Here is a 21,444-nt window from a genome sequence, read left to right on the forward strand (position 1 = left end):
GGCGTCAACGCGTGCGGGCCGGCAAACGTTCCCGCGCTGCTCAGTACTCCTTGAGGGTGATCGAGGCGACGATGCGGTCGAACACCTCTTGGGGGATCGGCGCGCCGCCCGGAATGTTGTCCACCACCAGCCACTGGTTGCGCTTGACGTAGTCGCTGAACTCGCGGTGGTAGTTGGCGAAGCCCGCTTCGTAATCGACCGTCTCGCCCTCGGCGGCCACCTTGAGCTCGCCGGCCAGGATGTAGGCGCCCAGCAGCGCGACACTGGTGCCCTGGCCCGACAAGGGCGAGCAGCAGTATCCGGCGTCGCCGACCAGCGCCACCCTGCCCCGCGCCCAGCGATCCATCTTGATCTGTGACATTTCGTCGAAGTAGAAGTCCGGCCCGCCGCGCATGTACTCCAGCAGTTGCGGGCGGACCCAGCCGTCGCCGGCCATCCGCCGCTCCAACTCGGCGAATTGGGCCTCGGTGTCGCGATAGTCGATGCGCAGCTCGGTGTCCATGAAACCCAACATGGCCCGCGCCTCGGCGTTGTTGCGTGCGCTGTAGACCCCGGCCATGGTGGAGTCGCCGTAGTGCCAGATCTGCCAGTAGTCGAGGTTCAGAAAATTGGGCACGGTGAAGATCGCCGCGTGTGTGCCCAGCCTGTCGATGAAGTCGTCCTCCGGCCCGAAGATCAAACGGCGCACGGTGGAGTGCAATCCGTCGGCGCCGATGACGAGGTCGAAACTGCGCGGCGCGGCGCGCTCGAAGGTCACGCGGACCGCCGACCCGTCGTCGTCCAGCGCGGTGATGGTGTCGTCGAAGAGGTATTCGGCCGTCCATTGGCTTGCGCCGTAGAGCAATTCGACCAAGTCGTCGCGCAACAGCTCGATGTTGCGGCTGTCGATGGGCCCGCCGGTGGGCGTCGATTCGGTGTCGCGGGACAACTCGTTGCCGTCACGGTCGACGACGGACGAGCCCCGGATTTGCGTTCTGCGCTTCTGGGCGGCACCCAACAGCCCCATCCGTTCGAGCACCGTCAGCGCCGGCCCCCGCACGTCGATGGCCTGGCCGCCCGGGCGCGGCCCCGGATGGCGCTCGACCACGGTCACCGAAAAGCCATGCCGCCCAAGCCAAAACGCGGCCGCCGTACCCGCCACGCTGGCGCCCGATACCAGAACTTCGGTCACTTGATTCCTGCCAGTTCTTTAGCGTCGCGGAAGACGTCGTCGAGCATTGCTGGTGTCAACCTACCGGTGAACATGTTTTGCTGGCTCGGGTGGTAGCAGCCGAGCAGCCGCACCCCGGGCGCCAGGTCGGCGACGACGCCGTGGCCGAAGCGGGGCTTGCGCCCGGTCGTGGCACCCGGCAGCCGCAGCGCGATCTGCCAGCCGAATCCGCCCAGGGCCACGACCACCCGAACATCTTGGGAGACCAACCGCCATTCGGCCTGCAGCCAGGGCCAGCAGGTGTCGCGCTCCTGCGGCGTCGGGGCGTTCGCGGGAGGTGCGCACCGCACCGGCGCGACGATGCGAATCTGCTTGGTCCGCAAGCCATCCGCGGCGTCGACGCTGGTCGGTTGGTTCACCAGCCCGGCCCGGTACAGCGCCGCGTACAACTGGTCACCCGAGCGGTCGCCGGTGAACATCCGCCCCGTGCGGTTGGCGCCGTGGGCGGCGGGCGCCAACCCCACGATCAACAACCGGGGCCGCGCCGACCCCCAGCTGGGCACCGGCCGGCCCCAATACGGTTGATCGGCAAAGGCTCGGCGTTTGACGACCGCGACGTCCTCGCGCCACTCGACCAACCGCGGGCACGCCCGGCAGACGCTGACCAGAGCGTCGATTTCGGGAATCGAGCCGGCGTGCTCGGCGAGCTCGGCGACCGCGGCGGCGTCGACCGCCACCGGGGTCTGCGGTGTGGCCGGATCGCCCGGCCATCCGGTGCCGGCACCCACCGGTGAGCCGAACACCTGGCCGGTACGTGGGTGGGCGAGCACATGAACATCCTGCACGAGAGCAAATAATCGGTCGCCGCAAACAGGGCTATGGCATACATTCAGCGGCGATATTCCCATGAAAACCGGCGGCCCAGCGTTCCTGATCCTGTTCGCCACGTTGACGGCGACCGCGGGTAGCGGCATCTCCATCGTCGCGTTCCCGTGGCTGGCGTTGCAGCACCACGACAGCGCGCGACGCCTCGGCCGTCGCCCTGGCCATGACGCTGCCGCTGGTGTTGTCCACCCTGGTCGCCGGCGCCGCGGTCGATTCCTTCGGGCGCCGGCGCGTGTCGCTCGTCTCCGATTCGCTCTCCGCGACCGCGGTGACCGCCGTGCCGCTGATCGCCTGGTGGCTCGGCGCGGACGCGCTGAACCTGGCGGTGCTGGCCGTCCTGGCCTTCTTCGCGGCCGCGTTCGACCCGGCCGGCGCGACCGCGCGCGAGTCGATGCTGCCCGAGGCCGCCGCCCGCGCGGGCTGGTCGCTGGCCCGCACCAACAGCGTCTACGAGGCGATCCTGAATCTGGGATTCATCGTGGGCCCGGGCATCGGCGGCCTGATGATCGCCACGGTCGGCGGCATCAACACGATGTGGGTGACCGCGGGGTTATTCGGCTTGTCCATCCTGACCATCGGGTCGCTGCGGCTCGAGGGTGCCGGCAAACCGGCGCACGAGACGCGCCCAGAGGGGTGGCTGTCCGGCATCGCCGAAGGCCTGCGCTTCGTCTGGAACCTGCGGGTGTTGCGGACCCTGGGCCTGATCGACCTGACCGTCACCGCGCTGTACCTGCCGATGGAAAGCGTGCTTTTTCCCAAATACTTCTCCGACCAGCACCAACCCGCGCAGCTGGGCTGGGCGTTGATGGCGATCGGATTCGGCGGCGTGGCGGGCGCGATCGGCTATGCCGCACTGTCGAACCGGCTGCGGCGGCGCGCGGCCGTGCTGGCGGCGACCCTCACCTTCGGCGCGGCGACGGTCGGGGTGGCGTTCCTCCCGCCGCTACCCGTGATCCTGGTGCTGTGCGCCATCACCGGCTTGGTCTACGGACCGATCCAGCCGATCTACAACTACATGATGCAGACCCGGGCCCCGCACCGGCTGCGCGGCCGAGTGGTCGGCGTGATGACCGGGTTGACCTACGCGGCCGGCCCGGTCGGCCTGCTGGTCGCCGGTCCGCTGACCGACGCGGCCGGCCTGAAGGTCACGTTCCTGGTGCTGGCGGTGCCGATCCTGCTGATCGGCCTCATCGCCTGCCGGCTGCCGTCGCTGCGCGAACTGGACCGCGCACCGGAGTTCGCCGAGGACCCGGGTCCGTGACGCGGGCTTAGTATCGGGCCGTGAGCTCTGACGCCCTGGCCAGTCTGATCGCCGATCTCCCCGACGGGATGGTGGTCACCGACCCAACCGTCACCGAGGGCTATCGCCAGGACCGCGCCTTCGACCCGTCGGCCGGCAAACCTCTGGCCGTGGTGCGGCCGCGGCGCACCGAAGACGTGCAGACCGTGCTGCGGTGGGCGAGCGCCCACCGGGTGCCCGTGGTGACGCGGGGAGCCGGCAGCGGCCTGTCCGGCGGGGCCACCGCGCTGGACAACGGCATCGTGCTGTCCACGGAGAAGATGCGCGACATCACCGTCGACCCGGTCACGCGGACGGCCGTCTGCCAGCCCGGCCTGTTCAACGCCGAGGTGAAGCAGGCCGTCGCCGAACACGGCCTGTGGTATCCGCCCGACCCGTCGTCGTTCGAGATCTGCAGCATCGGCGGCAACATCGCCACCAACGCCGGGGGGCTGTGCTGCGTGAAGTACGGCGTCACCACCGATTACGTGCTGGGCATGCAGGTGGTGCTGGCCGACGGGACGGCCGTGCGACTGGGCGGCCCACGACTCAAGGACGTCGCGGGGCTGTCGCTGACCAAGCTTTTCGTCGGCAGCGAGGGCACGCTGGGCGTCGTCACCGAAGTGACGCTGCGACTGGTGCCCAAGCAGAACGCGTCCAGCATCGTGGTGGCCAGCTTCGCCACCGTCGAAGACGCGGTCGAGGCGGTGCTCGGCGTCACCGCGCGGCTGCGTCCCTCGATGCTGGAGTTCATGGATTCGGTGGCGATCAACGCCGTCGAGGACACCCTGCGCATGGATCTCGACCGCGGGGCGGGCGCCATGCTGGTGGCCGGGTCCGACGAGCGCGGCCGCGCCGGCAGCGAGGACGCCGAGATCATGGCCAAGGTGTTCGCGGAACATGCTGCGACGGAAGTGTTTTCGACCGACGATCCCGACGAGGGCGAGGCGTTCGTCGTGGCCCGGCGGTTCTGCATCCCGGCCGTCGAAGCCAAGGGATCGTTACTGCTCGAAGATGTCGGGGTGCCGCTTCCGGCGCTGGGCCGGCTGGTCACCGGGATCGCGGACATCGCCGCCGAACGCGACCTGATGATCTCGGTGATCGCGCATGCCGGTGACGGCAACACCCACCCGCTGATCGTCTACGACCCCGCCGACGCCGACATGACCGAGCGCGCGCACCTGGCGTTCGGCGAGATCATGGATCTGGCCGTCGGGCTCGGCGGCACCATCACCGGCGAGCACGGCGTCGGACGGCTGAAGCGGCCCTGGCTGGCGGGCTATCTGGGGCCCGAGGTGATGGACCTCAACCACCGCATCAAGCAGGCGCTGGATCCCCTGGGCATTCTCAATCCGGGGTCGGGTATCTGAGTCTTGGCCCGAGTGCCCGGCCGGCGGGGCACCGCACCCGGTGTAGGTACTCACTTCCCGCTGCATATGGTCGCGGCTGTGACGTGCAACTCTCCGATTTGTCTCACACAGGTTGTTTCAAGGTTTGTCTCACGGAAAGCTTCATTTCCTACTGGGTGACGGTCTCGGCTTGGTTGTCTGATCCTCTGACACCGCGTCGTCATGACCCGCGGGACGACGCCGAGTGGCCGAAGGCCACCACGGCGACGGCGATAGAATCCGCGACTGGGGTCAGCACGGCGCTATCCAGGAAAGGATGCAGACCGTATGGGCGGTGTCGCTGCAGCGGCAGGGTTCGCCTATCAGCACGCCCAAGCCGTGCAAATGGCCTTGACCATTGCCACAGACCCCAGCCTGCATGCCATCCGCGTCGAGGCCAAAAACGACATCATCGACGTCGAAATCCGTTCGCAGGATGGACATCTTGTCAAAGGTTCTCAATTTAAGCTGCGCAATCAGAGTGATACCTGGGGTCAACAAGAACTCATTGACGAGTTGGTTCGCTGGTCGGGGCTAGCGGGCGAAAATCCAGGGGCCACCTATGAATTCGTCACCGACGGGCGCCTCGGCCCGACGGGCGTGAAAGTGCGCGATGCGCTGGAAAAGGCCGCGTCCGGCGACCTGGACGATATCCGCCAGCTCTTCACCGGTAAGACGGGAGGCGTCGTCGTCAGCGACGAGTCCCTGACGCGGGCCTCTATTCGCGCTGAAGGGCTGGCCTATGCCGATCTCATTGACGCGGCGCAGACGCGCGCCAGGGCGCTCCTATCCAACGTGACCAGCACGGCCGAAGCCGAAGAACGGGGTCGTTGGGTTGTACTTGAGCTGGTCAACATGGTCACCGAACGCAGCGGCTTGGCCGACGACGCCGCCCGGATCATCACGCGCGACGAAGTGCTGGCGTTGCTGGCAACGCCGCAAGACCATATACCGAGCACGCAATGGGATACCGCACTCAAGAGCAAATTCTGCGCGTCGGTCCTCGCACGCCCCGACGTCTCACCGGTCGAGCTGGCGTGTCGGCCGGACGTTGCCATCGGCATCGGGTCAGCAGCCGAGCCGCAACTCTTGGAGAGCTGGGCACAAAAAAATGCGGTCCGCTTGTTGGCTGGGGCATCGGGCAGCGGGAAGTCCACAGTCGTACTCGACATGCAGCGCCGCGCGGCCGAGCACGGCGCGGTGGTGATCGCAGTCAGCGCCGAGGATTATCTACCCGGCCGGCTCGAGGCGATGGTCGCCGCAGGGCTTAACCGGCACACCTTCATCGGTGCCCATCCCGCAGTGGGTACCGCAGCTTTGGCCGACCCCGAAGTCGTCATCGCCGTCGACGGAGTAACCGAGATCCCACCCGGGACGCGGGAGAAGCTTGAGGATGAGCTCAAACAGTTCCTGACGGCGGACCGACGTGCCGACCTGGTGCTGATCGGACGCGGGCTCACGGCCATGCGCGCCATGCTAACCCGCTCGGTCACCACCACCGACCTCATGGTCTGTCCGATGTCTGAAGATGAGCAGTGCCCGATAGTGGAGAGCTTCTTTCAGCTAGACACCGGCACTGCGCAGTGGCTGGTCCGTCAAGTCAATCATGTGATGCACGAGGCGGCGAGCAACCCACTGATGCTGCTGCTGGGAGCCCGGGCGATTGCGTTGCAGGGCACCGCGTCCAGTCCCGCCCTGATCTTCCACACGGTGATCTCGGATATTGCAGAACAGTGCGGTTACCCCGACGCCAGCATCCTTTTCGCCGGCCTCGGGATGGCCTACGCCACACTCCTCGACGGACAGAAGCGTTACTGTGACACCCTCGACTGGGGTTCGCTTTTGACCCAGTCCGCCCAGCGGCTCACCGACGCTGGCCATTCGGTGACCGTGCGGCGTCTGCGTGAATTCGGTTCTGAAACAGGGATTGTCCGGTCGGCACCCTTCGATACGGTTCGTCCGATTCACGACTCGTTTGCCGATTTCCTGGCAGCCGTGGCATTGAGTCGTTCGCTTGCGGAGTTGCCGGACCACCTTGGTGAACATGATCGGCCCCGGGCGCGATTCCTGGCTCAACTCTCCGGAGTGGCTGTCGGGTTGGCCGATCGACTCACCCGGGATCTGCCCTTCACCGCAGTCAACGTCGCGCCCTACGAGAGGCGCCCGCCCGAGGAGGCCTGGTTCGATGAGACCAAACGGCACCTCGACCACCTCTTGCCGAACACCCAGGCCCGTCCGACGGTCGCCTACTGGCAGGACACCAACGGCCGGGTGGTGGCGACCGTCGGCGCCGGCGTCGAAGGCTGGTTGGGAAGCGCCGCGCCCGATCGCGCTGTGTTCGAGTCGGGATGGACGTTCCCGCTAAGCGACGGGCAAGGGCCGTTGACGGTCGCAGTCCGCATTTGGCGCCGCTGGGTTGAACAACATCTCACCGCGCCCACATTGTCGGGTGTCGCTGTGCCGCAGACCCTGCAGGAGTCGCGCGCAATGCTCGCGGCGCACTCCACCGCGCTGCTGCAGCATCGTCTCGATTTGTCCTCGCAGATGGGACTCCGTGGTTCTGATGGCGAAGCGTTGACAGCGGCGGCGTCTCAGCAGATCCAGTTCGCGATCTCCCAGCACCAAGTTGACGAAGAACGAGACCGCGGCGTGTGGTTCCGTGAGCTCGCCGAGCTCACCGCGGGGGAGGAAGTCCTTGTCGGTGAACTCTCCGACCCTGCGGGGTGGACCGGTCGCGGCAGTGTGGACTCATTCGTCACCACCAGTGTGGCACAGAGCGCATCTCGAGACCTCCGGCAGATTATCAACGCGATGGTGAGCAGGACTTGGCTATGATCCTGTTTGCTGATATGGCGAAAACTGTTGATAGACAAGGGTGAATGATGTCGACTGAAGACGTCTGGCCTGCGGTACAGGCACTGGCTACGACGTGGTCGGGCAGCCCATTAGTCCGAACTTTCCTGGCACGTCATCCCGCGCATAACGACAGTGACGATGTCGTCACCGAGGCACTGCGGAACCTGCAGGGCGGGGTCACTGTGCTGACCGAGACACCATTGTTGACGAGCAATTGGGAGCAGGTTGCCCAGCAGGTGCCGTCGGTCCAGCTCAGTGGCGAGGTGCGCGCCTACCTGCGCACGATCGCGCCGCTCGGGCACGCGGTCGAGTCGACGGTGGGATGGGTGCGTAGCCGACTGCCTCTATACCCTGCCATCCCCGTTCCGCAATTTTCTCCGCGTGGCTATCGGCGATCGCCGGAATACTCGCTTCGACTACCGTGGAGCCAGCAGGTTTTGCAAGCCAACCTGCAGGCCGAACCGGCGCCGCCGTCCGTGGCCGTCATGCTCGGTCTCGATAGCAACGAAGTTCTCAGTACCGCACGGGATGTTGTGGCGGCGTTCACCGATTCGGCCGAATGGCAACGCTACGCCGATCTCGCCGCAGCCTTGACCGAACAAGATCGGCACGTCCTCGACGATGCGCGGCACCGTGTAGGGGTGCTGCTCAATCCGCGTCTGGTCAACGCATACGAGCCTGCACGCAACGAGCGGCGCAACCAGTACCGTCGGCAGCGTGTCGCCGAGGTCATCGCTGAGCTGAACGGTCGACCGAAAGAGCTGGCCGACGCGTTCGATGCCATTGACGATCTGATTGACCATGCCCTCATCAACATCCACGGGCAGCTAGTTGTTCGCGGTGACATTCCGTTAATCCAGCCGACCAATGTTGCCCTGGACGGGCCGCAGGCAAGCTTCGAGCACGAAGGAGATACGCCGTTTAACGTCGGCGAATCCGTCCGTCTCGACGACCCGCTGGCAGCCGGTGCTTACCTAATCAACGGCATGAGCTTCAATTTCGGCCAGCTCGAAGGTCTCAAGACGAGGTGCACCGCGCAACGCCTGCCTGCCACCGAGAACGCGTTCCAGGTGAGCTGAAATTACAGCAGCCTGCCGTTAGCCGCCGCTGACGCCCGCGGGCGACCGTACGGACGCGGTGACAAACAGTCGGTGCATCAGGGCGCGTGCGCGGATGCTGTAACGGGTGGGGGTTGAGGGCGCACTGCTCGACTTTGCGCACCACGGATGTACAGAAACATCCGGCCCGCTGATTCGGATTGCGACGTCCAGACCGACCTACAGAGCGATTGGGTCAGCAAGTATGGGTACACGTTTCGTGTGAAACGTCATTGAGACGAAAGGCGTCGCAGGGAGCAATTCTATTAGCGTGAGCACACCGACTGACACTGCCTGGCTGAAACTGCGCCACATCGGCGCCCACGGCGGGGATGTCGAGTTCCGACCCGAGATGGCGGACCTCGGCTTAGACGCCGTGCACGGTGTCTGTGACCGCGCCCCCGCCAGCCAGGCACTCGGCTTAGCGCCTGGTTGACATCTGACCGCCGCTGTCGTACGAATGAGACATGGCTGCTGTTATGTCTCACGAGGCCCCGGTCGCTTTTCAGCTGGCCACCGCCGACACCTGGCCTAATCCGTGGCCGATGTACCGCGCGTTGCGGGACCACGACCCGGTGCATCACGTCGTGCCGCCCAACCATCCCGAGCATGACTACTACGTGCTCTCCCGGCACGCCGACGTGTGGGCCGCGGCCCGCGACCACGAGACGTTCTCCTCGGCCAAGGGTCTGACCGTCAACTATGACGACCTGGAACTGATTGGGCTGCAGGACAATCCACCATTTGTGATGCAGGATCCACCGGTGCACACGCAGTTCCGCAAGCTGGTGTCGCGGGGCTTTACCCCGCGGCAGGTGGAGGCCGTGGAACCCAAGGTCACCGAATTCGTCGTCGAGCGCATCGAGGGGTTGCGTTCGGCCGGCGGCGGCGACATCGTCGCGGAGCTGTTCAAACCGCTGCCGTCGATGGTCGTCGCCCACTATCTCGGTGTGCCCGAGGAGGATTGGGCCCAATTCGACGGCTGGACCCAGGCCATCGTCGCGGCCAACACCGCCGAGGGCGGCGTCGCCGGCGCCCTAGAAACCGTCGGCGACGCGGTCGGCTCGATGATGGCCTACTTCACGGGGTTGATCGAACGGCGCCGGAGCGAGCCCGAGGACGACACCATCTCGCACCTCGTGGCCGCCGGGGTGGGTGCCGACGGCGACGTCGCCGGCACCTTGTCGATCCTGGCGTTCACCTTCACCATGGTCACCGGCGGCAACGACACCGTCACCGGCATGCTCGGCGGTTCGATGCCGCTGCTGCACGAACGGCCCGACCAACGTCGGCTGCTGGTGGGCGACCCGGGTCGCATTCCCGACGCGGTCGAGGAATTGCTGCGGATGACCTCACCGGTGCAGGGGCTGGCGCGCACGGCGACCCGGGACGTGGCCGTCGGCGAGACGACCATCCCGGCCGGGCGCAGGGTGCTGTTGCTCTACGGTTCGGCCAACCGCGACGAACGCCAATACGGTTCGGATGCAGCCGAACTCGACGTGACGCGATGCCCGCGCAACATCCTGACGTTCAGCCACGGCGCACACCATTGCCTGGGCGCCGCCGCGGCGCGGATGCAATCCCGCGTCGCGCTGACCGAACTGCTGGCCCGCTGCCCGGACTTCGAGGTGGACGAATCCGGCATCGTCTGGGCCGGCGGCAGCTACGTGCGGCGGCCGCTGTCGGTGCCGATTGAGATGAAGTCCTGATGCCCGGCAACGACTGGCTGGGTACGCACCGGACCGAAGCGGCCGCCGACCGGATCCTCGACGCGGCCGAGCAGCTGTATACGCAGCGCGACTCGGACTCGATCGGCATGAACGAAATCGCCCGCGCGGCCGGCTGTTCCCGCGCGACGCTGTACCGGTATTTCGAGAACCGCGAGGCACTGCGAACCGCCTACGTCCACCGCGAAACCCACCGGCTGGGCCGCGAGATCATCGCGCGCACCGGCGACATCGAGGACCCGCGGGAACGGTTGATCGCGAGCATCCTCGTCACGCTGGAGATGGTTCGCGAAAGCCCCGCGCTGGCATCGTGGTTTGCCACCACCCGCCCGCCGGTGGGTGGCGAACTGGCCGGGCGGTCCGACGTCATCGCGGCCCTGGCGGTGGCGTTCCTGCACTCCCTGGGGCCCGACGATCCCGCCGTCATCGAGCGCCGCGGCCGCTGGATGGTGCGGGTGATCGTTTCGCTGCTGACCTACCCGGGCCGCGACGAGGCCGACGAGCGGGCGATGATCGAGGAGTTCGTCGTCCCGATCGTGACGCCGGTTTCCGCCCGGGACTGATCTGTCAGTCCCGCACGCGGGTGAACCGGTGCAGCAGCCACGCCAGCGGAATCGTCACCACCAGCGTCGCGACGAACAGGTACAGCATCGGGCCGGTGTAGACCCGCGCACCGACGATGTAGTCCATCGCGAATTCCATGGTGATCAAGTGGATCAGGAAGATCTCGTAGGAGATCTCCCCCAGCCACACCATCGGCCGGCTGGCCAGGATCCGCGAATACCAGCCCTGGGCGCCGGGAGCGCCGCCGAGGGCCAGCGGTGCCACCGCGAGCGCGGCGATGACGGCGTAGAAGCACGTCTTGAACAACGCCTCGCTCAGCGTCGCCGGGGACGTCGTGGGCGCGCCGGCGATGGGCGTGGACACGATGAAATAGCAGATGACCGCCAGCGGGATGGCCACGAACCCGTAGCCACGCACCCCCATCTCCTGCAGCACGGTCAGGATCATGCCGCCGAGGAACCACGCCAGATAGGTGGGCAACCACAGCCGCGCCCCGTCGGGAAACCAGTGATCGGTGTGCACCAGCACCAACCAGGCCGGGCTGATCAACAGCAGACCCGCCAGGGCGCCCAGCACCAGTTTCGGCTGCCATTGCCGCCGGCAGATCACCACCAGCAGCAGGTAGGCCAGCAGCGGCAGGATGACGTAGAACGAGCCCTCCACCGCCAGGCTCCACATCTGGGTCAGCCCTTGGTGCAGATACTTGCCCAGGTAGCCGTTGCAGTAGATCTGCGTCAGCGTCAGGTTGCGCGCCAGCCCCAGCCAGCTGTGGCCGGGGTTGGGCCCCGCGTCGCGGAAGTGGTAGAGGACGTAGGCGAACAACACCGTGATGACGTAGGCGGGCATGATGCGCCGAACCCGGTGCCACGCATAGCGACTCAGCGACGGCGGCGGACCGCCTTTCGCCGACGCCTTCACCCACGGGCGGAACAACAGATAGCCGGAGAGCACGAAGAAGATCGGCACACCGATTTCCATCCGGGAACCGACCAGACCCCAATAGCCGTGCGTGTATTTGCCGGTGGTGTAGGCCGCGTGGGTCCCGACGACGAGGAGCGCGGCGACCGCGCGGATCCCGGTCAGCGAGGCGACCCGATCGACGCGAGAGGTCTGCTCCAGGCCGCCCTGGGCGTCCTGCTCCTCGGACAGCGTCATCCGTCGTGTTTCCTGCGCGGCTTCCCACCGTCTCGGCTGCGCGGCTTGGCGGACGAGCGTTCCGGTTGCAAGTTGATCAGTACCCCCGAGATACGGGTGTGCTCAAGGCGTTTGAAAGTCGACTTGGGCAACTTGGCCGGCAATTCCACCAGGGAGAAATCCGGCCCGATCGCGATGTGTCCGAAATCGCTGCGATGCAGCCCGCCCTCGTTGGCGATGGCGCCGACGATCGCGCCGGGGCCGATCTTGTGCCGCTTGCCCACCGCGATGCGATAGGTCGCGAACGGCTTTGCATTCCTTGGCCTTTCGGGACGGTCGCGACGTTCGGTGCCCCGCTCTCGCCGCTCCGGGGGCGGTTCGGGCGCCATCAGGAATTCCTCGCCGTCGCGGGATTGCAGCGCCAGCGCGGCGGCGATGTCGGCCATCGGGGTGTCGTGCTCGCGTTCGTAGTCCTGAACCAGCTTGCGGAACAGGTCGATTCCGGGCGAGCCGAGCGCGGTGGTGATGGAATCGGCGAACTTGGCCACCCGCTGGGCGTTGACGTCCTCGACGGTGGGCAATTCGGTCTCGGTGAGCGTTTGGCGCGTCGCCTTCTCGATCGCCTTGAGCAGGTGGCGCTCGCGCGGGGAGACGAACAGCAGCGCGGTTCCCGACCGCCCCGCCCGGCCGGTGCGCCCGATCCGGTGCACGTACGACTCGGTGTCGTGCGGGATGTCGTAGTTGAGCACGTGCGAGATTCGCTCCACGTCCAGCCCGCGCGCGGCCACGTCGGTGGCGACCAGGATGTCGATGCTGCCCTCCTTCAGGGCGGCAACGGTCCGCTCGCGTTGGCCCTGCGGGATGTCTCCGTTGATGGCGGCCGCGGAAAAACCTCGGGCCCTGAGCTTTTCGGCGACTTCCTCGGTGGCCTGTTTGGTTCGGACGAACACGATCATGGCCTCGAACGGCTCGACTTCCAGCACCCGCGTCAGCGCGTCCATCTTGCGCGGGCCGGCGACCTGGATGTAGCGCTGCGAAATGTTCTCGGCGGTAGCGGTTTTCGCTTTGGTGCTGACCTCGAGCGGATCGTGCAAGTACTTGGTGGTGATCTTGCGGATCGCGGGCGGCATGGTCGCGGAGAACAGCGCCACCTGCTTGTACTCCGGGGTCTCGGACAGGATGCGGTCGACTTCTTCGGCGAAGCCCATGGTGAGCATCTCGTCGGCCTCGTCGAGCACCAGGTAGTCGACGTGGGACAGATCCAGGGTGCCGCGCTCGAGGTGGTCGATCACCCGGCCCGGTGTGCCGACCACCACGTGGGCGCCGCGGCGTAGCCCGGCCAGCTGCACGCCGTAGGACGAGCCGCCATAGATCGGCAGCACGTTGATCTTGGGCAGGTGAGCTCCGTACCGGCTGAACGCCTCGGCCACCTGCAGGGCGAGTTCCCGGGTCGGGGCGAGCACCAGCGCCTGGGTGGCGGTGCTGGTGACGTCGATCTTGGACAGGATTGGGATCGCGAACGCGGCGGTCTTGCCGGTGCCGGTCTGGGCCAGCCCGACGACGTCGGAGCCCGCCATCAGCGCCGGGATGGTCGCGGCCTGGATGCCGGTGGGCGATTCGTAGCCGACGTCGGCGATCGCCCGCAGGACCAAGGGATTGATCTGCAGGTCGGCAAACGTCGGTGAGGCAGCTTCAGTCGAGCTGTCCGGGTGGGTCATCGTCCAAGGAGTCTAGTGGTGATCGCGAGCTCAGCGGACGCTGAGCGGTGCGGGTCACCACCCGAAGGCCCCGTGGTGATCGCGAGCTCAGCGGACGCTGAGCGCTGAGCGTGATCGCCGTTGGACGCGCGGGGTGATCATCCGCACACCCGGCCATGCCTGCCACGGCCGCGCACCGGATGACGGTACGGTCCCGAGATGTGTGGTCGCTGCCTTGCCGTACCGAGCCACTGACCGGCTCGGTCGCCGTCGCCCTAATCGCCTTCACGCTGTCCGGCTGCGGTTCGGGAGACTCCACCGTCGCCAAGACGCCGCCGCCCAGGTCGACGTCGGAGACCGCGTCGATCACGGCTCCGGCCATCCCGTCGGCGGCCGCCCAGCCCGGTAACGCCCCGCCGACCGACCCCTGCGCGGTCAACCTCGCCTCGCCCACCATCGCGAAGGTGGTCTCCGAGCTGCCCCGCGACCCGCGCAGCCAGCAGCCCTGGAACCCCGAACCGCTGGCCGGCAACTACAACCAGTGCGCGCAGCTATCGGCGGTCATCATCAAGGCCAACACCAACGCGGTCAGTCCGACCACCCGCGCGGTGCTGTTTCATCTCGGCCAGTTCATTCCGCAGGGCGTGCCCGACACCTACGGTTTCAACGGCATCGACCCGGCGCAAACCACGGGCGACACGGTGGCCCTCACCTACCCCAGCGGGATCAACGGCCTGAACACCAATGTGAAATTCCACTGGAACGGCAACGCGGTCGAACTCATCGGCAACACGCCCGCGCACTGATCCGGGGCGCGCCCGCCCGGCGCGACCGCCATGTCGGGGCGCTGGCCTACTGTGGCTCCAGTGTTGGTCTCCGGCGACAGCATCGTTTACAGCGCATCGGATCTGGCCGCCGCCGCCCGTTGCGAATACGCGCTGCTGCGGGATTTCGACGCGAAGCTGGGCCGCGGACCCGCGGTCACCGTCGAGGACGAACTGCTCACGCGGACGGCCGCCCTCGGTAGCGAACACGAGCGGCGCGAACTGGCCTCGCTGCGCGACCGGTTCGGGCAGGCCGTCGCGATCATCGGCCGACCCGCCTATACGCCCGCCGGCCTGACGGCGGCCGCCGACGCCACCCGGCGGGCCGTCGCCGACCGCGCGCCCGTGATCTATCAAGCCGCCATGTTCGACGGCCGCTTCGTCGGCTTCGCCGATTTTCTGGTCCGCGACGGCGAGCGGTATCGGGTCGTGGACACCAAACTGGCCCGCTCGGCCAAGGTCACCGCGCTGTTGCAGGTGGCCGCCTACGCCGACGCGCTGGGCGCCTCGGGCGTCCCGGTCGCCCCGGAGGCCGAACTGCGGCTGGGCGACGGGACCGCGGTGCACCACCGCGTCTGCGATCTGATCCCCGTCTACCGCTCCCAGCGCGCCCGGCTGCAGCGCCTCCTCGACGACCACTACGCCGGCGGCGCGGCGGTGCGCTGGGACGACGAGGGCGTGGCCGCCTGCTTTCACTGCCCGTTGTGCCTCGAACAGCTGCGGGCCGCCGACGACGTGCTCCTGGTCGCCGGCCTGCGAGTGAGCCAGCGCGACAAGCTCTTTGACGCGGGCATCAGCACGGTCGCCGAGCTGGCCGAGCATCGCGGGGCCGTGCCCGGCCTGGCGGGCGGCGTGCTGGACAAACTGACCATCCAGGCGAAACTGCAAGTACGCCAACGTGAAACCGGTGTCCCCCAGGTCGAGGTGATCGACCCGCAACCGCTGGCCCTGCTGCCCGAGCCCGACCCGGGAGACCTGTTCTACGACTTCGAGGGCGACCCGCTGTGGACCACCGACGGTCGCGACTGGGGGCTGGAATACCTGTTCGGGGTGCTGGAAGCCGGGCCGACGGGCAAGTTCCGCCCGCTGTGGGCGCACGACCGGGCCGACGAACGCAAGGCCCTGATCGACTTCTTGGCGCTGGTGGCCAAGCGCCGCAAGCGCCGCCCCAACATGCACATCTACCACTACGCGCCCTACGAGAAGACCGCCTTGCTGCGACTCGCCGGGCGCTACGGTGTGGGCGAAGACGAAGTCGACGAACTGCTGCGCAGCGGCACGCTAGTGGACCTTTACCCGTTGGTGCGCAGGAGCATTCGGGTTGGCGCGGAGTCGTTCAGCCTCAAGGCGCTCGAGCCGCTCTACATGGGCGCCCAACTGCGCGCCGGCGACGTGACCACGGCCACCGGGTCGATCACCTCCTACGCCCGGTACTGCGAACTTCAGGAGGACGGGCGCGGCGACGAGGCCGCATCCGTGCTCAAGGAGATCGAGGACTACAACCACTACGACTGCCGCTCGACCCAGGAACTGCGGAACTGGCTGATGTTGCGCGCCTACGAATCTGGCGTCGTCCCGATCGGCGCCCAACCGGTGCCCGACGGCAACACCGTCGACGACCGCGACCGGCTGGCGGTGACGCTGTCGGCGTTCAGCGGCGCGGCCGGCATCGACGACCGCACCCCGCAGCAGGTCGCGGTGGCGCTGCTGGCCGCGGCGCGCGGCTACCACCGGCGCGAGGACAAACCGTTCTGGTGGGCGCATTTCGACCGGTTGAACTTCCCCATCGAGGAGTGGGCGGACAACACCGACGTGTTCGTCGCCGAGCACGCGTCGGTCAGCGTCGACTGGCACACGCCGCCCCGCGCACGCAAGCCGCAGCGGCGGCTGCGGCTACGCGGTGAGCTGGCGCGCGGTGACTTGAAGAGCGACGTCTTCGCGCTCTACGACCCCCCGGCGCCGCCCGGCATGAGCGACAACCCGGACCGGCGTGCGGCCGGGCGTGCCTCGGTCGTCGAGGCCGACGATGTGGCGGTCCCCACCGAAGTGGTGGTTCTCGAACGGGTTGGCAACGACGGCAACACCTTTCACCAACTGCCGTTCGCGCTGACTCCCGGTCCGCCCATCCCGACGACGGCCCTGCGCGAGTCGATCGAGGCCACCGCGGCCGCGGCGGCCGGCGGATTGCCGCACCTGCCGCCGACCGCCATCGTCGACGTGCTGCTGCGCCGCCCCGCGTGCGCGGCTGCCGCGCGGCGGCGACACCGTCGCCGACATCACCGCGGCGCTACTGGATCTGGATTCGTCGTACCTGGCGGTGCACGGGCCGCCCGGTACCGGCAAGACCCACACCGCCGCCCGGGTGATTCACCACCTGGTCACCCAGCGCGGCTGGCGCGTCGGTGTCGTCGCGCAATCGCACGCCACCGTGGAGAACGTGCTGGACTGCGTGATCGATGCCGGGCTCGATCCGCAACGCATCGCCAAGAAGCGCTACGACCATCGGGCACCGCGGTGGCGGGAGATCGACGGCGGCGCGTACGCCGCGTTTCTCGCCGACACGCCGGGGTGTGTGATCGGCGGGACCGCATGGGATTTCGCGAACGCCAATCGGATTCCGCCGGGAAGCCTGGACCTGCTGGTCATCGACGAGGCCGGCCAATTCTGTCTGGCCAACACCATCGCCGTGGCCCCAGCCGCCGCCAATCTGCTGCTGCTCGGCGATCCTCAGCAGTTGCCACAGGTCAGCCAGGGCACGCATCCGGAGCCGGTGGACACCTCGGCGCTGGAGTGGTTGGTCGACGGTCAGCGCACCCTTCCCGACGAACGCGGGTACTTCCTGGACCTCTCGTATCGGATGCATCCGGCCGTCTGCGCCGCCGTGTCTGCGCTCTCCTACGAGGACAGGCTGCGCTCCCACGAATGCACCGCCGCCCGCCGCCTCGACGGGTATCCGGCCGGTGTGCAGTTGTTTTCGGTTGAGCACCAAGGCAACTCGACCGAGAGCCCCGAGGAGGCAGACGCGATCGTCGCCGAGATCGACCGGTTGCTCGGCGGGTCGTGGACCGACGAAGACGGGACCCGGGCGCTGACCGCGACCGATGTACTGGTGCTCGCGCCCTACAACGCCCAGGTGGCGCTGCTACGCCGCCGGTTGGCCGCCGCGTCGCTCGACGGGGTGCGGGTGGGGACGGTCGACAAGTTCCAGGGCGGGCAGGCGCCGGTCGTCTTCATCTCGATGACCGTGTCGTCGATGGATGTGGTGCCCAGGGGAATCTCTTTCCTGCTCAACAGGAATCGGCTCAACGTCGCGGTAAGCCGGGCTCAGTATGCGGCCGTGATCGTACGCTCGCCGTCGCTGACCGAGTATCTGCCCGCCACACCCGCGGGCCTGATCGACCTGGGCGCCTTCCTGGCGCTCACCCAGCCGGATCTGCGGTGACCGGCTAACCGGTGGAGGAGTGCCGGCCCGAGCCGGTGGGATCGTCGTCCGGATCGGAGCGGTGATGGTGACCGCGCAGCGACTCACCATCGGGGAGAAAACGTCCCGCCGCGCCGTTGTGGGGCCGCCGCGGCGGCCGGGTGGGCCGGTCGCCCGGCGCAAGGGGCTTTGGCGAGCGCCGCACCGCCACCTGGCGGAGGCGCTTGCCGCTATCCACATGAGACCCGTTGTGGGCGTGGCCGATCGGTTGAGCCTGCGCGGCCGGTCCGCGCCGCGGCACCGCGGTGGACGGGGGGCGCGGGCGTTCGACGGGCCGCCGGGGTGGCTCGGGAACGCGTGTCGGCTCGACGTCGGATTCGCGCACCAAAACGAATTCGACGTACTCATCGTCGTCATAGTCGTCGTCGACGACGTCGTCGTCGGCTTGCAGCGCGTCGTCGCCGCCGCTGCCATCGCCCGACCACGGCGCAAAGCCCACCAGGAACAGCGCGGCGACGATGCCGAACAACGCGATGAACGCCGGCAACAGCACCGATTGCGACATCGCGGCGGCGAACGGGTCGCGCAGGAATCCGGGCAGCTGCAAACTGAGCGCGTCCTCGCCGACGGCGTCGCCGGACGGCTGGCGCGGCATCTCGGCGGTGATCCGCCAGGTCATGAACGCGGCCATGCCGGCGCTGCCGAGCACCGCGCCGAGCTGGCGCACGGAGTTGTACACCGCGGAGCCCGCGCCGGCCAGGTGCGGCGGCAGGTTACGCGTCGCGGTGGCGGTCAACGGTGACCAAACAAAGGCCATCCCGACGCCCATCGCGAAGAACGGCAGCACCAGCCGCCAGATCGGCGTCGTCGGTGTCATCTCGAAGGTGATCCACGTCAGCGCGATGGCCAGCACCGAGAAGCCGAAACCGAGCACGGGCTGCGGATGGTATTTGTCGACGATCCGGCCGACGAACGGTGCGAAGACACCGTTGGCGATCGCCATCGGCGCGATCAACAAGGCCGAGCGCGTCGGCGAGAGCCCGCACACGGCCTGCGCGTAGAACGTCAGCGGCAGCATCATCGCCGTGGCGGTGAACGAGACGATGGCCACCCCGACGTTGCACAGGCTGAAATCGCGGTCGCTGAAGATCACCAACGGAATCAGCGGCTCGTGGGCGTTGAGCGACTGCCAGAACGCGAAGGCCGTCATGAAGCCGACGCCCGCCACGATCAACGCCCAGATCCAGGGCTGCCAGTGCGCGGCCTGCCCCTGCTGCAGCCCGAACACGATCAGGAAGATCCCCACCCCGGACAGCGCGACACCGATCAGGTCGAAGCGATGCGACTGGGTGGGCAGCACCGGAATCAGCCAATACGCCAGTCCGAGCCCGAGGACGCCGATGGGAACGTTGACGAAGAAGATCCACTGCCAGCCCAGCCCGTCGACCAGGACACCGCCGGCCAGCGGGCCCACCAGGCTGGCCACCCCGGCTGTGGCACCCCACAGGCTCACCGCGACGCCGCGCCGCTCCGCCGGGAAGATCCGGGTGATGGTCGACAAGGTCTGCGGGGTCAGCAGCCCGGCGCCGACACCCTGCACGACGCGCGCCGCGATCAGCATGGCGGCGCTGCCGGCCAGCCCGCACCACACCGAGGAGGCGGTGAACACCACCAGGCCGATCAGGTAGAGATTCTTGGGTCCGAACCGGTCGCCCAGGCGCCCGGCCACCAGCAACACGACCGCATAACCCAGCAGGTAGGCGCTGGTCACCCAGACCACGGTGTCGTAGCCGATGCGCAGGCTGCCCATGATGGTCGGGTTGGCGATGGCGACGATGGTCGAGTCGACCATGATCATGAAAAAGCCGATCATCATCGCCCACAGCGGGTTCCAGGGGTTCCGCGACTGCGGTGAGCTCCGGGTGAGAAAGTCCCAGCGGTGGGCGGTCTGGGGCGACGCCGATCGCGCGCGCCCTCCCCCGGGCGCGCGGGGCGTAGCCGTGGTCATCCACCCCACCTCGTTCCGCTCCCGACGACGCTGTTCAGCCGTCTCGGCCGCGTCTGATCGACCGGACCAGCCCACGCAGGTGATACCCGGCGGGTAACAGCATGGGACCGAGAAACGGCAGGGACCGTCGCAGACATCCAGCCTGCATTATTCCCGGTGAGGCAATAGGCCGGCGGCCGAGGATGGGATCGGCGGGCATAACGCGTCAGGATTCGCCGCGGGCGCGTTAGCCTGAATTAACGCCATTTGCAGGAGAGACAATATGCGGGCTCGACGGAACAAGTCGCCGAACCGGTTTTTCGCGATGTCCGACACGGGACAGGCGCCGACCGCCGACAACGGTCGGCCCAAGATGTCCGCGCGCGCGTTGGCGCAGGTCATCGAGCGGAGCTCGCGGTTGCAGGGCCCGGCCGCGGAGGCCTACGTGACGCGGCTGCGCAACGCCCACCCCAATGCCGGCCCGGCGGAGATCCTCGCCAAGCTGCACAAGCGATACCTGGCGGTCGTGACGGCCGGCGGCGTTGCCGTGGGGGCCGCGGCGACCATCCCCGGCATCGGCACGATCAGCGCCCTGTCCGCCGCCGCCGCCGAGACAGTGACGTTCCTGGAGGCCACCGCGTTCCTGGTGCTGGCGGTGGCCGTGGTCTACGACATCCCCGCCGACCACCGGGAGCGACGCCGCGCGCTGGTGCTGGCGGTGCTGGTCGGCGACAACAGCAAGCACGCCGTCGCCCAGCTGGTCGGCCCGGGCCGCACCAACGGCGGCTGGATCTCCGAGAGCCTGGCCGCCCTGCCGCTGTCGTCGATGTCGAAGCTGAACTCGCGACTGCTCAAGTCGTGGGTCCGCAAGTACACCCTGCGCCGCGGCGCCCTGCTGTTCGGCAAACTGCTGCCGGTCGGCATCGGGGTCGTGGTGGGCGCCATCGGCAACTACCTCGCCGGCAAGAAGATGATTCGCAACGCCAACCGGGCTTTCGGCGCACCGCCCGCCCGCTGGCCCCGCGCGCTGCATCTGGTGCCCCCGGTCCACGAAGCCGGTTAGCGGCGATCGCACCCGCGGCCGCGGCGGGTCGCCGCCATCGGGACGGGCCCCCGGCCCCCCTTCAACCTGGCGGATCGGCGGCGAAAGGTTAGCCTTTATAGGGCGGAAACAATGGGTACCGCCATCGGTGTGAGGTGCTCGGCCATCCGGGGCCGACGAGGGTGCAGGCGCCGCGGGAATGCGCTTGCGGAACAGAAGGATTGAGGCGAACTGCGGTCGTGAGCAACATAAGTTCACCGTTCGGGCAAAACGAATGGCTGGTCGAGGAGATGTACCGCAAGTTCCGCGACGACCCCTCGTCGGTCGATCCGAGCTGGCACGAATTCCTGGTCGACTACAACCCCGAGCCCGCCAACGAGCCCGCGCCGACCG

At 67.8% G+C, this 21,444-nt stretch carries 13 protein-coding genes and 2 pseudogenes; 10 read left to right on the forward strand and 5 right to left on the reverse strand.

Annotated elements, in window-relative coordinates; translation table 11 throughout:
• Positions 1–40: 40 nt before the first annotated feature.
• A complete protein-coding gene (locus DQP57_RS18745) occupies positions 41–1,171 on the reverse strand; it encodes an FAD-binding protein (protein WP_112634234.1) in 1,131 nt (376 codons plus the stop codon).
• Positions 1,168–1,995 carry a uracil-DNA glycosylase gene (locus tag DQP57_RS18750; protein ID WP_112634235.1) on the reverse strand — a complete coding sequence of 276 codons (828 nt, stop codon included), beginning with the start codon at positions 1,993–1,995 and terminating at the stop codon, positions 1,168–1,170. Before DQP57_RS18750 ends, DQP57_RS18745 begins: the two co-directional genes overlap by 4 nt.
• A 61-nt stretch (positions 1,996–2,056) precedes the next feature.
• Between DQP57_RS18750 and DQP57_RS18755 the strand changes: the two are divergent.
• From DQP57_RS18755 to DQP57_RS18785, 6 genes and pseudogenes are all read left to right on the forward strand, one after another.
• Positions 2,057–3,296, forward strand: a pseudogene (locus DQP57_RS18755) (MFS transporter).
• A gap of 20 nt (positions 3,297–3,316) precedes the next feature.
• Entirely contained in the window at positions 3,317–4,684 is a 1,368-nt protein-coding gene (locus DQP57_RS18760; RefSeq protein ID WP_112634236.1) for an FAD-binding oxidoreductase, read from the forward strand.
• A 306-nt stretch (positions 4,685–4,990) separates the two neighbouring features.
• A complete protein-coding gene (locus tag DQP57_RS18765) occupies positions 4,991–7,537 on the forward strand; it encodes an ATP-binding protein (protein ID WP_133259265.1) in 2,547 nt (848 codons plus the stop codon).
• Positions 7,538–7,584: 47 nt separating this feature from the next.
• Positions 7,585–8,637, forward strand: a complete 1,053-nt coding sequence (locus DQP57_RS26680) for a hypothetical protein (RefSeq protein WP_133259266.1) — start codon at positions 7,585–7,587, stop codon at positions 8,635–8,637.
• A gap of 485 nt (positions 8,638–9,122) precedes the next feature.
• Complete coding sequence (locus DQP57_RS18780) at positions 9,123–10,364, forward strand: cytochrome P450 (RefSeq protein ID WP_165821843.1); 1,242 nt, start codon at positions 9,123–9,125, stop codon at positions 10,362–10,364.
• Positions 10,364–10,945 (forward strand): TetR/AcrR family transcriptional regulator, encoded by a 582-nt coding sequence (locus tag DQP57_RS18785; protein ID WP_112634241.1) that lies wholly within the window; start codon positions 10,364–10,366, stop codon positions 10,943–10,945. Before DQP57_RS18780 ends, DQP57_RS18785 begins: the two co-directional genes overlap by 1 nt.
• A gap of 4 nt (positions 10,946–10,949) precedes the next feature.
• Here DQP57_RS18785 and DQP57_RS18790 read toward each other — a convergent pair whose 3' ends face one another.
• Positions 10,950–12,101, reverse strand: coding sequence for an acyltransferase family protein (locus tag DQP57_RS18790; protein ID WP_112634242.1), 1,152 nt, complete (start codon positions 12,099–12,101; stop codon positions 10,950–10,952).
• Positions 12,098–13,798 (reverse strand): DEAD/DEAH box helicase, encoded by a 1,701-nt coding sequence (locus tag DQP57_RS18795; RefSeq protein WP_112634243.1) that lies wholly within the window; start codon positions 13,796–13,798, stop codon positions 12,098–12,100. The genes DQP57_RS18790 and DQP57_RS18795 overlap by 4 nt, the downstream gene beginning before the upstream one ends.
• A 179-nt stretch (positions 13,799–13,977) precedes the next feature.
• Between DQP57_RS18795 and DQP57_RS18800 the strand changes: the two genes are divergently transcribed.
• A complete protein-coding gene (locus DQP57_RS18800) occupies positions 13,978–14,583 on the forward strand; it encodes an LppP/LprE family lipoprotein (RefSeq protein WP_112634246.1) in 606 nt (201 codons plus the stop codon).
• Positions 14,584–14,643: 60 nt separating this feature from the next.
• Positions 14,644–18,043 (forward strand): annotated as a pseudogene (locus tag DQP57_RS18805) (TM0106 family RecB-like putative nuclease).
• Between the two features lie 4 nt (positions 18,044–18,047).
• Here DQP57_RS18805 and DQP57_RS18810 read toward each other — a convergent pair.
• A complete protein-coding gene (locus tag DQP57_RS18810) occupies positions 18,048–20,030 on the reverse strand; it encodes an MFS transporter (protein WP_112634244.1) in 1,983 nt (660 codons plus the stop codon).
• A 262-nt stretch (positions 20,031–20,292) separates the two neighbouring features.
• On the opposite strand from DQP57_RS18810, the gene DQP57_RS18815 reads away from it, so the two are divergent.
• Both DQP57_RS18815 and DQP57_RS27655 read left to right on the forward strand, forming a co-directional pair.
• Positions 20,293–21,072, forward strand: coding sequence for a hypothetical protein (locus DQP57_RS18815; protein WP_112634245.1), 780 nt, complete (start codon positions 20,293–20,295; stop codon positions 21,070–21,072).
• Between the two features lie 218 nt (positions 21,073–21,290).
• On the forward strand, positions 21,291–21,444 hold a 154-nt coding region (locus DQP57_RS27655), incomplete at its 3' end, for a 2-oxoglutarate dehydrogenase E1 subunit family protein (RefSeq protein ID WP_430919707.1).

Origin of the sequence: Mycobacterium colombiense, from assembly GCF_003284935.1 — a bacterium.
In the GTDB taxonomy this organism is placed as follows: Bacteria; Actinomycetota; Actinomycetes; order Mycobacteriales; family Mycobacteriaceae; genus Mycobacterium; species Mycobacterium arosiense_A.